16 protein-coding genes, 3 tRNA genes and 2 pseudogenes are annotated in these 14893 nt (G+C 52.0%); 9 read left to right on the forward strand and 12 right to left on the reverse strand.

Going from position 1 to position 14893, the window contains the following annotated elements:
• Positions 1 to 5: 5 nt before the first annotated feature.
• Positions 6 to 858, reverse strand: a protein-coding gene (locus E5E96_RS16735; protein WP_171282646.1) for an IS5 family transposase whose coding sequence is annotated in 2 segments (ribosomal slippage) — positions 6 to 504 and positions 503 to 858 — 855 coding nt in all. Because the reading frame shifts where the segments join, the coding sequence is not laid out codon by codon here.
• Between the two features lie 125 nt (positions 859 to 983).
• Between E5E96_RS16735 and E5E96_RS16740 the strand changes: the two genes are divergently transcribed.
• The 4 genes from E5E96_RS16740 (at position 984) to E5E96_RS16755 (ending at position 3593) form a co-directional block, all read left to right on the forward strand.
• Positions 984 to 1340 carry a hypothetical protein gene (locus tag E5E96_RS16740; protein ID WP_171282647.1) on the forward strand — a complete coding sequence of 119 codons (357 nt, stop codon included), beginning with the start codon at positions 984 to 986 and terminating at the stop codon, positions 1338 to 1340.
• A complete protein-coding gene (locus E5E96_RS16745) occupies positions 1316 to 1798 on the forward strand; it encodes a hypothetical protein (protein WP_216368091.1) in 483 nt (160 codons plus the stop codon). Before E5E96_RS16740 ends, E5E96_RS16745 begins: the two co-directional genes overlap by 25 nt.
• A gap of 196 nt (positions 1799 to 1994) precedes the next feature.
• The gene (locus E5E96_RS16750) at positions 1995 to 2363 is read left to right on the forward strand and encodes a hypothetical protein (protein ID WP_171282649.1); all 369 of its coding nucleotides are present in this window, start codon (positions 1995 to 1997) and stop codon (positions 2361 to 2363) included.
• Between the two features lie 438 nt (positions 2364 to 2801).
• Positions 2802 to 3593 (forward strand): hypothetical protein, encoded by a 792-nt coding sequence (locus E5E96_RS16755; RefSeq protein WP_171282650.1) that lies wholly within the window; start codon positions 2802 to 2804, stop codon positions 3591 to 3593.
• Positions 3594 to 3678: 85 nt separating this feature from the next.
• Here the strand turns inward: E5E96_RS16755 and E5E96_RS22610 are convergent.
• The 4 genes and pseudogenes from E5E96_RS22610 to E5E96_RS16770 form a co-directional block, all read right to left on the reverse strand.
• Positions 3679 to 3866: pseudogene (locus E5E96_RS22610) on the reverse strand (IS481 family transposase); the annotation flags it as partial.
• Positions 3867 to 4042: 176 nt separating this feature from the next.
• Positions 4043 to 4118, reverse strand: a tRNA-His gene (locus E5E96_RS16760).
• Positions 4119 to 4168: 50 nt separating this feature from the next.
• Positions 4169 to 4245 (reverse strand) — tRNA-Arg (locus E5E96_RS16765).
• A 36-nt stretch (positions 4246 to 4281) separates the two neighbouring features.
• A tRNA-Pro gene (locus tag E5E96_RS16770) sits at positions 4282 to 4358 on the reverse strand.
• Positions 4359 to 4561: 203 nt separating this feature from the next.
• Between E5E96_RS16770 and folD the strand changes: the two genes are divergently transcribed.
• The gene (gene folD, locus E5E96_RS16775) at positions 4562 to 5425 is read left to right on the forward strand and encodes a bifunctional methylenetetrahydrofolate dehydrogenase/methenyltetrahydrofolate cyclohydrolase FolD (protein ID WP_017411050.1); all 864 of its coding nucleotides are present in this window, start codon (positions 4562 to 4564) and stop codon (positions 5423 to 5425) included.
• A 107-nt stretch (positions 5426 to 5532) separates the two neighbouring features.
• On the opposite strand, the gene cspD is transcribed toward folD, so the two are convergent.
• Entirely contained in the window at positions 5533 to 5751 is a 219-nt protein-coding gene (gene cspD, locus E5E96_RS16780; RefSeq protein ID WP_005300025.1) for a cold shock-like protein CspD, read from the reverse strand.
• A gap of 228 nt (positions 5752 to 5979) precedes the next feature.
• Between cspD and clpS the strand changes: the two genes are divergently transcribed.
• Together clpS and clpA are read left to right on the forward strand one after the other, a co-directional pair.
• Positions 5980 to 6297 carry an ATP-dependent Clp protease adapter ClpS gene (clpS, locus tag E5E96_RS16785; RefSeq protein ID WP_005300028.1) on the forward strand — a complete coding sequence of 106 codons (318 nt, stop codon included), beginning with the start codon at positions 5980 to 5982 and terminating at the stop codon, positions 6295 to 6297.
• Between the two features lie 59 nt (positions 6298 to 6356).
• A pseudogene (clpA, locus tag E5E96_RS16790) lies at positions 6357 to 8608 on the forward strand (ATP-dependent Clp protease ATP-binding subunit ClpA).
• A gap of 69 nt (positions 8609 to 8677) precedes the next feature.
• On the opposite strand, the gene infA reads toward clpA, so the two are convergent.
• The 3 genes from infA to aat all read right to left on the reverse strand — a co-directional run bounded on the left by infA (position 8678) and on the right by aat (position 10386).
• A complete protein-coding gene (infA, locus tag E5E96_RS16795) occupies positions 8678 to 8896 on the reverse strand; it encodes a translation initiation factor IF-1 (RefSeq protein ID WP_005300033.1) in 219 nt (72 codons plus the stop codon).
• A 69-nt stretch (positions 8897 to 8965) separates the two neighbouring features.
• Positions 8966 to 9682 (reverse strand): arginyltransferase, encoded by a 717-nt coding sequence (locus tag E5E96_RS16800; RefSeq protein WP_011705735.1) that lies wholly within the window; start codon positions 9680 to 9682, stop codon positions 8966 to 8968.
• Positions 9679 to 10386, reverse strand: coding sequence for a leucyl/phenylalanyl-tRNA--protein transferase (gene aat, locus E5E96_RS16805; protein ID WP_171282651.1), 708 nt, complete (start codon positions 10384 to 10386; stop codon positions 9679 to 9681). Before aat ends, E5E96_RS16800 begins: the two co-directional genes overlap by 4 nt.
• A gap of 19 nt (positions 10387 to 10405) precedes the next feature.
• Between aat and E5E96_RS16810 the strand changes: the two genes are divergently transcribed.
• Positions 10406 to 10876 (forward strand): glycine zipper 2TM domain-containing protein, encoded by a 471-nt coding sequence (locus E5E96_RS16810; RefSeq protein ID WP_171282652.1) that lies wholly within the window; start codon positions 10406 to 10408, stop codon positions 10874 to 10876.
• A gap of 110 nt (positions 10877 to 10986) precedes the next feature.
• On the opposite strand, the gene E5E96_RS16815 is transcribed toward E5E96_RS16810, so the two are convergent.
• The 3 genes from E5E96_RS16815 to E5E96_RS16825 form a co-directional block, all read right to left on the reverse strand.
• Positions 10987 to 12234, reverse strand: coding sequence for a response regulator (locus tag E5E96_RS16815; protein WP_011705738.1), 1248 nt, complete (start codon positions 12232 to 12234; stop codon positions 10987 to 10989).
• A 57-nt stretch (positions 12235 to 12291) separates the two neighbouring features.
• Complete coding sequence (trxB, locus tag E5E96_RS16820) at positions 12292 to 13242, reverse strand: thioredoxin-disulfide reductase (RefSeq protein WP_017409663.1); 951 nt, start codon at positions 13240 to 13242, stop codon at positions 12292 to 12294.
• A 598-nt stretch (positions 13243 to 13840) separates the two neighbouring features.
• The gene (locus E5E96_RS16825; RefSeq protein ID WP_075384527.1) at positions 13841 to 14071 is read right to left on the reverse strand and encodes an alanine dehydrogenase; all 231 of its coding nucleotides are present in this window, start codon (positions 14069 to 14071) and stop codon (positions 13841 to 13843) included.
• Between the two features lie 149 nt (positions 14072 to 14220).
• Here E5E96_RS16825 and lrp point away from each other — a divergent pair, with 149 nt between their 5' ends.
• The gene (gene lrp, locus E5E96_RS16830) at positions 14221 to 14712 is read left to right on the forward strand and encodes a leucine-responsive transcriptional regulator Lrp (RefSeq protein ID WP_005300047.1); all 492 of its coding nucleotides are present in this window, start codon (positions 14221 to 14223) and stop codon (positions 14710 to 14712) included.
• The last annotated feature ends 181 nt before the right edge of the window (positions 14713 to 14893 follow it).

Below are 14893 nucleotides of genomic sequence, written 5' to 3' on the forward strand. Positions count from 1 at the left end.
CGTTCTCAAAATGCTGGTTTTTTGTCCGCCAATAGCTCCCGTAAGTAACGAAGGCAGAAAGCCAGCTTGATAAAGGCTGCAAAACTTCCCGCCAGCTTTTCATACCTCGTTGAGAATCGGCGAAACTTCTTCAGCCATCCGAAGCACCGTTCGACCACATTTCTCCTACGATAACGAGCTTTGTCTAACACCAGTGAACGTCCCTTATGGTGCCGTTGCTGGTCGCTGCGTTGCGGGATAACCGCTTTTATCTTTCTGCGCCGGAGTTCTGCCCGCAGAGCCCTGCTGCTATAGGCCTTATCTGCGGCAAGATGCGTTGGCCGCGTGCGATAACGGCCTGATGAAGTCGGGATCCTTGCCATGGCCAACGCACTTGTCGCATATCTGATTTCCGCTGACTGCCCCGGCGAAAGGCAGAACCCCAGCGGTAAACCATTACCATCAGTGACCAAGTGAATTTTGCTGCCAAAACCACCACGAGAACGACCAAGAGCTTGATTCACCGGAATGTTTTTTACGCGCTCTGGCAGCATCTTTGGATGCTCTGACATTGGAGCCGTCAATGCGCCACAGGTCGAAGTCGATAAGCCCTTCTTCATTGAGATACAGTTGCAGTACCGCAAGGATGGCATCGATACGGCCTGTGCTTTGCCAACGTCGAAAGGAGTTGTAGACCGAGTTCCATAGGCCTAAACGTTCTGGCTGATCTCGCCAAGGTGCACCGGTGTGAAGTATCCAGAGAATGCCATCAAGCACTTGGCGTGGCTCACGAGTAGGGCGTCCGCTTATGCGGTGATGTGGAAACAGGGGCTCGATAAGCCCCCATTGTGCATCGGTTAACTGATAGCGACGGGACACTACATAGGTCTTAAGCTGTTGAGAAGATGTGAGATTATATTTTCATCACTTTAAGAGCACAGCTTAATCGAGTACCAAAGATGCGGCTTCGAGTTTAAATTCAGCAGTAAAAGAGCGACGTAGTCTTGTCATTTAATACCTCAGGTATGGGTGGCGACTTTATACTGTCCGGGATGATTAAACCACTACCCATAGAGCTATTTAGTTACGATCCACGATCAGAGGAGTTGGTCAGTAGCAAAGAATGGAAGGATAAAGGCTTCACGCTGATTGATGGCTCTGATAGTGATAGTGCCTTGGATCAGGCTAAGATTCCCCCATTTTTCCTGAATCTGTATCGTCATGCTTCAGATGATAAAGAGTTGAAAGATAATGATCTTACAGTTAAAAAGTTGGAGAATGCTGTCGATAGCATAGAGAGCTATGATCGAGTTAAAGGGATGGTGGTGAAGCATAGTTGGCACCAACTTCAACAGTTATGATGGAGCGATTTAAAAGCATATTTAGTGAGGTTACTGAACTACCGGCACTTATTAGCCATGAAGTTGATCGTGTTGAAGGTACTAGGTGGATGCATAGATTAATGAATCATAGGGTAGAAGGTCCTAAAGTATGGCGTTTGCATCCTTTTTATTTATTTGAAATCTCAGTTTTGAGTCAAGAAAGTGGTAATTTATTTACCTATGCTGATGCAGAGGATGCATTTCTGATTATATTTAATAAATATAGCCATGATATGGCTGTAGCTATTAAACGAATGTATCGTGATGCAAAAGGATATTTTAAATCACTTCAATATAAAAATTGTGGTGTAGGTGGGGTGGAAGCATTTGGAAACCCACCATGCTATGGTTGGGATAAGACTTTTTTTAAAAATCGTCGTATATGCCTATTGGATCTTGGGGCTCGTTTGAAAATAAAGGCAAGAGTGGTTCATTAAAGTGACAGACAGAAAAAACATTTATTAAGTTTCCTTATGTTGTTGCCACCATGGAATAAAAGGCTTTTTCTATTAAATAACATAATGGAAATTGGGCTAGTTTGCACAATGTATCTGATGTTAATATTCATAAGGCATATAAAGTTCATATATCAAAGATAAATCAAAAAATAAGTGACTAACTAAAGGATGAAAAATGAGAGCATTATATTTAATTATTATTTTTTCTAATGCCACAATCGCTAGTAATAACTCGCAATGTTATGATTATTTGGCAGAAGCAGTACGTAGTAGTAATTATGACTTTATATATGTTGCGGCTAAAGATGTAAATGTTGTTATAGACTCAGATAATGGTAAAGAAGTCAGTATGCAGTTAAGTTATGATACTAATGGCAGTGGGGGTATTGGATGGGCTTCATATATTTATTCTGATGCCTCATTATGGAATACATCTGCTTACCTTGAGGATAAGATAAAGCTGAAATATGATGATTCAATAAAGAGTAAGTTACGGAGATGTTTCGATCTACATGATCCTTTACAAAGGAAAATTGATAATTAATATGGCCTTTATCATGGTGGCTTTTATAAGTAGCGTAAAATATATGTGTGACATGGTTTTTCCTAAAGAGATTTTTTCCTTTAGTATATTGTACAGATCTGGTTATCACCTGGCGCCGGCCTCAGGCTGGTATTTTTTCATTTTTCCTCAGCATCTACAAGCATTTCCCAGAATATAAATTCAAAGATATTCTTGTAAAAGTGGAGGAAAGAGAACCATCAGTTATATGGTGGCTAAAATGCTGGTTTAGCAATGTGATATTTAAAAGGTGCCTTATTAATAAAGACTATTCATTTGCATTCTGTATTTTATCAGTGTATGGTTATTTTTCTGAAAATTTCAAAGCGAAAGAAATACTAATGCAATTGAATATCTCTTTAATTTACATAAGTTTTATAAATCCAACCATAGATATCTTCTTTATTTTAGGAATAATTAATGAAGGGTATTCTCTGTGCCGTTTTTTTTCTTTATCCATTTGGTGATATAACTGCATGTGAAAACACAATGTTTAATGAAGTTCAGAAGGGTAATAAAGTTGCGTATGATGTGTCAAATTTTGTCGTCACATCGAAAGGACGTACTTTTTTTAATGACCTTCCTCTTGATGAATGTAAGTCGAAAAAATTCATTATTAATGGGGATATGGCAACTTCATATGCATCATACAATGGATTTCAATATGTTAATTATCTAGACCGAAAAGGTGAGGTTCATACAGGGTGGGTTGATTCAGCTCGTATCACCAAAAAAGAAAGACCACTTGAACATTTAAATGTACAAAGAAGTGACTTTGCCATACACTTCAATGGTTATGACATAAAAGTTGGTGATGATTATAGTGAGGTTGTCGGCGCTTTTAATGGACTCACTGAAATGGATAGTGGAAATGATTCCGTCGATGTATTTAAAAACATTAACGGCGTAGATTATAAGTTTTACCTTCATGACTTTGGCTTTATATATATAGAGTCATCAAACCTTAACTATAATAAATTAAAAAGAGACTTTGATGATTATAGAATAACTAAAGTCATTCTTAAGAAAGATGTGGGATTTAGTAGTAGAGGGATCTATGTGGGAAGCAAGATGCTTGATGTCATAAAAGTATATGGTGTACCTGTGTCTAAAAAAGACGGTGCTTTAACATATATAAGTGATAACTACATGATGAAATTTTTTGGTTCTGAAGTAGTCAATGAAATTGAGATATCTATCAATCCAATGTAAAAGCCTTTGATTGGTACTCATATGCGGCTCTACTGATTGTGCAGATCTAGTTATCACCTGACACCGGTTTCAAACCGGTGTCCTTTTATGCTGCTTTAGTGTGCTCTTCTTTCGGTATCAAAGTCAGAACCTTCTTGAACATGCGGTAGGGGGGGGGCTGCATTTCAATTATTCTGCTCTGATGTGGCTGCTGGTTGAGTGGTGTTCCAAATAGCTGTCTAGGTCTGACTACATCAGCCCCACCGAGTCATGCCAAGTTGTTCTCCCTTTGATGTCCACAAGGTCTGATACGGGTTACTGGCAACCGCCATCATCAATGCTGATGCCTTTTAGAGTGTCGCCGTTGCGACCAGTTGCGGGAGTTTTTCAGCAACGGCCATGACATTGGGAGGCTGTTTATGTCTACTGGATTGAAATAGATAAGATTGGATGTTTCTGAAAGGAGATTGTGGGGTGGCTGATGGGACTCGAACCCACGACAACCGGAATCACAATCCGGGACTCTACCAACTGAGCTACAGCCACCACTGAAAATATCCATCAATGCCCTGCATCGGAGAGATGCATGTCATCAATGGCGCGCCCTGCAGGATTCGAACCTGCGACCCACGGCTTAGAAGGCCGTTGCTCTATCCGACTGAGCTAAGGGCGCATTGCCTCGACAAGCCTGGCGGCATGCCGAAAAACTTGGTCGGTGATAAAGGATTCGAACCTTTGACCCTCTGGTCCCAAACCAGATGCGCTACCGGGCTGCGCTAATCACCGAAAATCTCGTCTCCAGCATAGCGACAGCGGCTGTACTGGGCAACGGGCCGGCATCATACCCAAGCGGGAAAGCCAGCGTCAACGAATTTTTCCACCAATGAATTCAAATGCCTACTTATTGCCCTCCATGCGAGAGCCGCTAACACCCGTGGCAAAAAAATGCGACAATGCGCGGCAGTTGAACACATGGTGAGTGAAGAACGATGTCTGCCAAAATCATTGATGGAAAACAGGTTGCGCAAACGATTCGCAATCAGGTCGCAGCGCAAGTCCAACAGCGGTTGGCACAAGGAAAACGGGCGCCGGGCTTGGCGGTGATCCTGGTCGGGGTAGATCCTGCCTCGCAGGTCTATGTCGGCAGCAAGCGGCGCGCCTGCGAAGAGGTAGGCTTTATCTCCCGCTCTTACGATCTGGACGCGACGGCGAGCCAGGAAGAGTTGCTGGCACTGATCGATAAGTTGAATGAAGATGCAGACGTTGACGGTATTCTGGTGCAGCTCCCCTTGCCGGCTCACTGTGATACGACTCAGGTGCTAGAGCGTATTCGCCCCGACAAGGATGTGGATGGTTTCCACCCCTACAATGTGGGTCGGCTGGCACAGCGTATCCCGGCACTGCGCCCCTGTACGCCCAAAGGCATCATGACGCTGATTGAAGCGACTGGTGTAAAAACGCATGGTCTGCATGCGGTGGTAGTCGGGGCATCCAACATCGTCGGTCGGCCGATGACGCTGGAGCTGCTGCTGGCCGGTTGCACTACCACCACCTGTCACCGTTTCACTCAGGATCTGGAAGATCAGGTTCGCCGTGCTGACCTGCTGGTGGTGGCGGTTGGCAAACCCAATTTCATTCCGGGTGAGTGGGTCAAACCGGGGGCGCTGGTGATCGACGTGGGCATCAATCGATTGGCAGACGGCTCTTTGGTCGGTGACGTGGAGTTTGAGACCGCGCGCAATCATGCCTCCTTCATCACGCCTGTACCGGGTGGGGTTGGCCCCATGACGGTTGCCAGCCTGATGGAAAATACCCTGAGCGCCTGTCAGGACTATCACGACAACGCGCAATGATTTCCTTGTAGTCTGCTCGTGGGAACGAACCTTTCCTGTGAATCGTAGCAATAAAAAAACCGGCAACCTTGCGGCTTGCCGGTTTTTTTATTTATCCAGTTCGACTCTTACATGTTCTGTGCTTCGTTTGGCACAATGACAGAGGCGTGATTGCCTTTCGGCCCCTGCTGCAGTTCAAAGTTGACTGCTTGACCTGCTTTCAATGTCTTGTAGCCTTCCATTTGTATCGTGGAGTAGTGGGCGAAGATATCTTCACCACCTCCTTCCGGACAGATAAACCCAAATCCTTTTGCGTTGTTAAACCACTTGACTGTTCCGGTTGCCATACATCTACATCCTTTTATTGATTACCTTGAAGTCGTTGAGTAACCTGCGCCAGCCCTTTATAACTAGTAACATAGCCCATAGCAGACGGGCGCCGATTAGCAAGTAACCAATCTAGTCTAACTTTTGAGCGAGTCAAGGAGTTGTTAACAACTGATGTGATCTGGTTAACAAGTCTATTGACAATCTTGTGTTAGGCGGTAGTAATCTAGAGGTACCAAAGCGCGATTATGAGCAAGCAGAAAGAACTCTTTGCTAATGAAGAGATTGCAGAAGCAGAGAAAACCAAGCTGCAACCGCCACCCATGTACAAGGTCGTCCTGAACAACGACGACTACACACCGATGGAGTTCGTGGTGGAGGTGCTGCAAAAGTTCTTTGGTATGGATTTGGACAAGGCCACTCAGGTGATGCTGAGCGTGCATTATAGTGGTAAGGGAGTCTGTGGCACGTTCACCGCCGAGATTGCCGAAACCAAAGTGGTCCAGGTCAACACCTATGCACGTAACAACGAACATCCACTGCTGTGTACCATGGAAAAGGCTTGAATCTGATGACTTGATGGCGATGACGACACCACATTGTTGCTGTACTAGGGGAGGTGCCTATGTTGAATAAAGATCTAGAAAAGACGCTGAACGAGGCTTTCAAACTGGCCCGTGACGAGCGCCACGAATTCATGACTGTCGAGCACCTGTTGTTAGCCCTGCTGGATAACAGCTCAGCCCATGAGGCGCTGAGTTCTTGTGGTGCTGACGTGGAGCTGATGCGCAAAGAGATCAGCGCATTCATCAGTCAAACAACCCCGCTTATTCCCCGTGACGATGAAGATCGTGAAACCCAGCCCACACTGGGCTTCCAGCGGGTGCTGCAACGCGCCGTGTTCCATGTTCAATCATCGGGCAACACGGAAGTCAGTGGTGCCAACGTGCTGGTTGCCATTTTCAGCGAGCAGGAGTCCCAGGCCGCTTACTTCCTGAAAAAGGCCGAGATAAGCCGGCTGGACGTGGTCAACTTCCTCTCCCATGGCGTGCGCAAAGACAGCAAGCCGGACAACAGCAGCAACAATGCCGAGTCCGACGACGATGTGTCTGCCGCCCAGATAGAAAGCTTTGCCACCAATCTCAATCAGCTGGTGCTGGAAGGGCGTATTGATCCGCTCATCGGGCGGGATCAGGAGCTCAACCGTACCATCCAGGTGCTCTGCCGCCGTCGCAAGAACAACCCCTTGCTGGTCGGTGAAGCCGGGGTGGGCAAGACGGCCATCGCTGAAGGGCTGGCCTATCGTATCGTCAAGGGTGATGTGCCCGAGGTGATTGCGGGCAGCACCATCTATTCCCTGGACATGGGCTCGCTGTTGGCGGGAACCAAATATCGCGGTGATTTCGAGAAGCGCCTCAAGGTGCTGCTCAAGCAGATCGAGCGCCAGGAAGGGGCGATACTGTTTATCGACGAGATCCACACCATCATAGGGGCAGGGGCGGCCTCCGGTGGTCAGCTGGATGCGGCCAACCTCATCAAGCCGCTGCTCTCCAATGGCTTGCTGCGTTGTGTCGGCTCCACCACTTATCAGGAATATTCCCAGATCTTTGAAAAGGACCGTGCTCTGGCGCGTCGCTTCCAGAAGATCGATATCGTCGAGCCCAGTGTGGATGACACCACCCGCATCCTCATGGGCCTCAAGAGCCGCTATGAGGCTCACCATGGGGTGCGCTACACCGTCAAGGCCATTCGCGCAGCGGTGGAGCTCTCTGCCAAGTACATCAATGATCGCCATCTGCCTGACAAGGCGATCGACGTGATCGACGAAGCCGGTGCCGGGCAACGGCTGCTGCCGGCGAGCAAGCGCAAGAAAGTGATCAATGTGCAGGAGATCGAAGCCATTGTGGCCAAGATTGCCCGCATCCCTGAGAAATCAGTCTCCTCTTCCGACAAGGAAGTGCTGAAGAATCTGGAGCGCAATCTCAAGATGGTGGTATTTGGTCAGGACAAGGCCATCGAGGTGCTGACCGACTCCATTCGCTTGTCACGTTCGGGCTTGGGTAATGAGCGGCGCCCCGTGGGTTGCTTCTTGTTTGCCGGCCCGACCGGGGTGGGCAAGACCGAGGTCACTCAGCAGTTGGGCAAGGCGCTTGGCGTCGAGGTGCTGCGCTTTGATATGTCGGAGTACATGGAACGCCACACCGTCTCCCGCCTGATCGGGGCACCTCCCGGCTATGTGGGCTTTGAGCAGGGTGGACTCCTGACCGACTCGGTGCTCAAGCATCCGCACTCAGTGGTGTTGCTGGACGAGATCGAAAAAGCGCACCCGGACGTGTTCAACCTGCTGCTGCAGGTGATGGACAACGGTACCCTGACCGACAACAACGGGCGAAAGGCGGATTTTCGCAACGTGATCCTGGTGATGACCACCAACGCCGGCGTGCAGGAGACCCAGCGCAAATCCATCGGCTTCCAGCAACAGGATATGAGCCACGATGCCATGGCGGTGATCAACAAGACGTTCAGCCCGGAGTTTCGCAACCGGCTCGATCACACCATCTGGTTCAACCATCTGGATATGCAGGTGATACATCAGGTGGTCGACAAGTTCATCGTCGAGTTGCAGGTACAACTGGATGCCAAGGGCGTGTCTCTTGAAGTGTCCGAGGGTGTCCGCCACTGGTTGGCCGAGAAGGGATATGACAGGGCCATGGGAGCGAGACCCATGGGGCGGGTCATCCAGGAACACCTCAAGAAACCCCTTGCCAATGAGATCCTGTTCGGATCCTTGGTCGATGGGGGGTAGTGAAGGTTGAGTTGATAAATGACAGCCTCAGCTTTGACTATCAGGTCAATGTTGAAGCTGTTTCCCACTAAGCTTAACGCTGCTTGAAGACCACAAAAAACCCCAACCGGAAGGTTGGGGTTTTTTGCTGAATTCCTGGCTTAGCGAGAGCGGAAAACAATACGTCCCTTGGAGAGATCGTACGGAGTCAGAGCTACCGTTACTTTGTCCCCAGTCAGGATACGGATGTAGTTTTTGCGCATCTTGCCGGAAATATGAGCGATAACCACGTGACCATTCTCCAGTTCCACACGGAACATGGTATTGGGCAGGGTTTCGAGAATAGTGCCCTGCATCTCAATACTGTCTTCTTTAGCCATTGAATCCTCTTGATAAGCCACAACAAAAAATCCGCTGGATCATGCCGGATTTAAGGCTATGTGTAAAGTTTACTCGGGCTTGCTGTCGATATTTTTCCATTCCCCCTGTATCAACCGTTCATGGGGCAGATACTGGCGCTTGTAATTCATCTTGCGGCACTCCTCCACCAGATAGCCCAGATATAGCCAGCTGCGGCCGGTTCTTCTGGCCAGTTCCAGTTGACTCAGAATGGCGAAAGTACCGAGGGAACGATCGGCATGGGCCGGGTCGAAAAAGGTGTACATGGCGCTGAGGGAATGGGGCAGCAGATCCGTGGTAGCGACCCCGATCAACCGGTTATCCTTGCGCATTTCTAGATAGAGGGGCGGCATCCAGTCGCAGTGCAGGAAGCCCTTGTACTGGGTGCGGCTGGGGGGATACATGCTGCCGTCATGATGGCGTTCGCGAATGTAGCGCTCATAGAGCTGGTAGTACTCGGGCTTGTCGTCGTAGCTGAGCACCAGCTCGATATCCTGATTGAGCTGGCGGATCCGCTTCTGGCTGCGGCTCGGCACGAAGCGCTCGCTGTGGATGCGCAGGGACTGGCAGGCATTGCAGGCAGGGCAGTGGGGACGATAGATGTCGTTGCCGCTGCGCCGAAAGCCGGCCGTCAGCAGGCGTTCGTAGCCGCTGGCATTGAGCAGGCTGTGATCCATCAACACCAGCAGTTGCTCCTGCTCATGACCCAGATAGCTGCATTGGTGCTTCGGGGTCAGTCCTACCTTGAGGATCACTTCTTCGGTCATAGCAAAATGCTCCCCGTTTGCCAGCAATTGGCCGCCAGCGGTTGTCGGCTCAGTTGTGACAACGTCGTCAAAAATTGGCGTCTCGGCCACTCTTCTATTCCCAGGGTGGCCAAAAAATCGTTCTGCATCTGGCAATCGATCAAGGCGCCATCATGGCGGGCGAAGTGCCGGCAGAGGGCCACCATGGCCAGTTTGGCGCCGTTGTCGATACGGCTGAACATGGACTCGCCGCAGAACACCCGGCCGAGGGAGAGGCCATAGAGGCCGGCTTGCAACTGGCCCTCCTGCCAGATCTCGATGGAGTGGGCATGGCCAAGGCGGTGCAATTGTCGATAGGCGTCGATCATGGGTGTGCTAATCCAGGTTCCACTGGCACTGCGACGGGGCGCGGCGCAGGCCGCTATAACCTCATTAAAGGCGCGATCGATGGAAATATCGAATGAGGTACCACGGATAAATTTGCGCAGGGTGCGACCGATGTGCAGCTGTTCCGGCCGGATGACGCCTCTGGGATCCGGTGACCACCACAGCAGCGGCTGGTGGGGTTCATTCCACGGGAAGATCCCCTTGTGGTAAGCTGCCAGCAAGCGGGCAGGGGAGAGATCCCCTCCGATCGCCAGCAGGCCGTTGGGTTCCTCCAGGGCATGCTCGGGGTCGGGAAACCAGCACAGCTCATCATCCAATTGGGTAAGATAGCGAGACATAAGGTAACGAGGTTCATAGATGAAGGCCATTATCCTGATAGTATCCAGCTTGTTTTGCTTTGTCACTGCGCCCGCCTGGGCGCAGGTCTACGAGCGCAATACGGCAAGGCCCGTGAATCAGGTGGTGTTTGGCCAGGTCGAGACGGTGCGCAACATCACCCAGCGCGAAATTCTGGAGTCAGAACACTCCGGCTGGAAAACCTTGGGTGGCGCCGTCCTGGGCGGTCTGCTTGGCAACCAGTTTGGTGGCGGTCATGGCCGTGAAATCGCTACTGCGGTCGGTGCATTGGCGGGGGCGGCCGCGGCGCAGCAGTATCAATCGGGCGGCACCGTGGTGGAGAACAAGCTGGTGGAGCTGCTTATCCGCAACGAGCAAAACGGGCTGGTCAACGTCATTCAGGATTACGATCCGGCCATGGTGTTCATGAACGGCGACAAGGTGCGCATCCTCTATTTCGACGATGGTGTGCGGGTCGACAAGACCTATTGAAGCTGGCGCTGGCTCAAGCGGTCATCAAGGGGGGAGAAGTGACCCGACACGCTGCCGGCTGGGCAAGCTGTCGGGCGGGTACTACACGGAGAACATCTGGCGAGGTAACGTCAGGCCGATGAGTCCTGCGACACTATCTTGTCACGGCCGGTGTTCTTTGCCTGATAGAGCAGGCGATCCGCCTCGCTCAGTGCCTCGTCCATGGAACCGCGCCCGACCTTGATCACCCCGAAACTGGCGCGAACAAACAGCGGCGTCTCCCTGGACAGCGGTTGCTGGCGCATCTGCTGGCGCAGCCCCTCCAACCGTTTGAGCAGCACCGGCACGGTGCAGTGGGGCACCATCAGGGCAAACTCCTCACCACCAAAACGGGCGATCATGGCGTCGGGGAAGAACTGGGTGAGCAGTCGGGTGAGGTGGCAGAGCAGCTGATCGCCGATGGCATGGCCCCAGTGATCGTTCACTTGCTTGAAGTGATCCACATCGAGCACGCACAGCGCAAGCGGTGTCTCCTGACGCTGGTGTTCCTCGAACCATTTCTGTCCTTCATTGAACCAGTAGCGCCGGTTGTAGAGCCCGGTCAGGTAGTCGCGATTGGCCGACTCCTGGATGCTGTTGAACTGCTCCAGCGCTTCCAAGTTGTGGCTGACCCGGCATTGCAGCTCTTCCGGTTCGAACGGTTGGTTGAGGAAGTCGTTGGCACCCTGCTTCAGGTAGCGGGCAGAGAGGCCGCGCTTGTCCGACACCGAGATGCCGATGATGGCGAGTTGCTGCTTGCTGTAACGCTCGCGCAGCATGCGCACCAGGCTGATCCCGTCAATTTCTGGCATGTAGTAGTCGACCAGCACCAGCCGAATGGCCGGGTTTTGTTCGAGCTGGGCCAGGGCCTCGCGGGCGTGGCTCGCCTCATGCACCTGCAGCAGCTGCTTGCGCAACTGGGCCATGGTGCGGTGGCGGGAGGTGCGTGAATCATCGACCACCAGTACTTCGATGCGTTGGTTGAGGTAGAGGCGATGAACCAGGCTGACGGCGTATTGCAGGGAGTGGCGTGAATCCTTCATCACATAGTCCAGCACCCCAGCCTCCAGCCAGGCTGCACGCTTCTCCTCGCTGATATCGGCAGTGAGGATCACCACCGGCAAGCCCCGCTCCAGCAACACCTTGACCGCTTCCCCGCTGGGGGCATCCGGCAGGGTCAGATCCACCAGCGCCACCACGTACTCTTCTCCCCGACAGTGACGGGCACCCTCCAGGGTATCGAATGCATCGATCTCCAGCCCGGTTTGCTGGGCAATGGCCTGGATCAGCATCCGTCGAATCGTCAGACTGTCCTCGACTATCAATATTTTCTGTTTCATCCGGCTCCTTAAAGTAAAAAGGCATGCCTCGCGGCATGCCTTTTATATCCCTTGTGCTTATTGCGCGTCCAGATAGCGCTCGGCATCGAGGGCGGCCATACAGCCGGTACCGGCCGAGGTAATGGCCTGGCGGTAGGTGTGGTCAGCCACGTCACCGGCGGCAAATACCCCTTCGATGCTGGTCTGGGTGGCGAAGCCGTCGAGGCCGCCACGCACCTTCAGATAGCCGTTCTGCATATCCAGCTGGTCGGCAAAGATCTGGGTGTTGGGCTGGTGACCGATGGCGATGAAGACGCCCATCAGTGGCAGGTCGGTGGTGGTGTCGTTCTGGGTATTGCGCAGACGCACGCCGGTCACCCCCATGTCGTCGCCCAGCACTTCGTCCAGAGTTTGGTGGGTGTGCAGCACGATATTGCCGCTGGCCACCTTGTCGTGCAGACGCTTGATCAGGATCTTCTCGGCGCGGAACTCGTCGCGACGGTGAATGAGGTGCACCTTCTTGGCGATGTTGGCCAGATAGAGCGCTTCTTCCACGGCGGTGTTGCCGCCGCCGACCACGGCCACTTCCTGATTGCGATAGAAGAAGCCGTCACAGGTGGCACAGGCGGAGACGCCGCGGCCCTTGAAGGCCTCTTCGGAAGGCAGGCCCAGATACTTGGCGGAGGCGCCGGTGGCGATGATCAGCGCATCACAGGTGTATTCGCCGTTGTCGCCCTTGAGGCGGAACGGACGCTGGGTCAGCTGCACTTCATTGATGTGATCGAACAGGATGCGGGTGTCGAACTTCTCCGCATGCTCTTTCATGCGCTCCATCAGGGCCGGACCGGTCAGACCCTCGGGGTCACCGGGCCAGTTCTCCACTTCGGTGGTGGTAGTCAGCTGACCGCCTTGCTGCATGCCAGTGATGAGCAGCGGATTGAGGTTGGCACGGGCGGCATAGACGGCGGCAGTGTAACCCGCCGGGCCTGACCCCAGGATCAGCAGTTTGCTATGAGTGACTTGGCTCATGATGTGATTTCCGAGACGTGATGAGTTTGCGCGATTGTAGGTAATTCGTGATAAGGGGTCAAAGGCCAGTGAGTCGATTGCATCAATCGGCTGGCGGGGTGGCAGGGGAGTAAGAAAGGTCTGAAAACACGCTCTGTAGCGGAAGGCTCCTCTGCCGAGCCCAGGGCTCATTGATAAGGAGCGCAACGACTCTCTCGCCATGGTGATGTGTGAGGTCGCAGCTGGTATCCGCTGGCGCTTCCCGAACGTGGCACGCCTTCCTATTGATGAGGTGGGGAAGGGTGTTTGCAGCCGTGGTTGCCAGCGAGCGCTGCTCGCCAGGCTGATCCTGCCCGCTGGTGTGGCGGCGATCTAGGCGCGATTGACAAGTTTTGGCGCAGTGGCCCTCGCTGCCGGTGCTTTGTCGCACAGCGCCTCAGGCCATGGCGGCCTCATGAGTATGGGGGCACCTAATCAGGCTGCGCACTGACACGAGGTGGAAGCGCGTGTTGGCCGCTCCCCGATGGGCACATTCATGATGGCGGCCTCTCGTTATCCTGCAGGGCGAATGCCAAATCATTGCCGGGCAGTTGCGACGAAGACGCAGGGAGGGGGGGCGTTATGTTTTGAGTCTGATGGATACGCTGGCCGCGGTGAAAATTGCTGCAATGCAGGACAAAATAGCGACAGTGGCAGCGCGATAATCTGCACCACCTGAATCAATGCCGCTTCCTGCGCCGCTTTGGGCGAAAACAGTATGGTTTCGTGCTGTCAGTTCACGTACACTGGCCACAGCCATGCCTACGCGGTATTCATGGTTTTTTATTTCTTTAGGTACACCGATAATCATGCTATCCCTCGACTATCGATTGGTGGTTTATGTTGCAAGCTAGTTTGGCAACATTTGCGCCTTGCATATTCAGGTATTGACAGGATTTGTGACCATAATTATAAAATGACTGGTGATTCTTACCAAAAAATAGCCAAAGGATGGAATAAATGATGGAAGCTAAGAGTCGGCTAAAGGATTTGGACAGGATTGACCGCAACATTCTGAATGAGCTGCAAAAGGATGGCAGAATTTCGAACGTTGAGTTGTCCAAACGAGTTGGCCTGAGTCCTACACCGTGTCTGGAACGGGTTCGTCGCCTCGAGCGACAAGGGTATATCGAAGGGTATGCCGCCATTCTGAACCCTCATTATCTGGACGCGTCTCTGCTGGTATTCGTGGAAATTACCCTCAATCGCGGTGCCCCCGATGTGTTTGAGCAGTTCAACAAGGCTGTTCAGGTGCTCGAGGAGATCCAGGAGTGCCATCTGGTCTCCGGCGATTTCGACTATCTGCTCAAGACCCGAGTCAGCGACATGTCGGCCTATCGCCGTCTGCTGGGGGAAACCCTGCTGCGTCTGCCCGGTGTCAACGACACTCGCACCTATGTGGTGATGGAAGAGGTCAAACAGAGCAGTCGTCTGGTGATCAGCACCCGTTGAGTCGGGTTATGCTGTGGCTTGCCAGCCTTGCGACAAGTCACGACATTCAGAAACGAGCGGCCGGTCCGCTCGTTTCTTCTTATCGAGTCGGTTGTGAATATGGCCGCCACGCCAGGCACTGGCTGACAACCGGTGGGCTTTTCAGGGATACTAGGCCCCCTTATCCCCCTGCATTACATGT

Source organism: Aeromonas sp. 1805 (assembly GCF_013085525.1).
GTDB classification, from domain to species: Bacteria; Pseudomonadota; Gammaproteobacteria; order Enterobacterales; family Aeromonadaceae; genus Aeromonas; species Aeromonas hydrophila.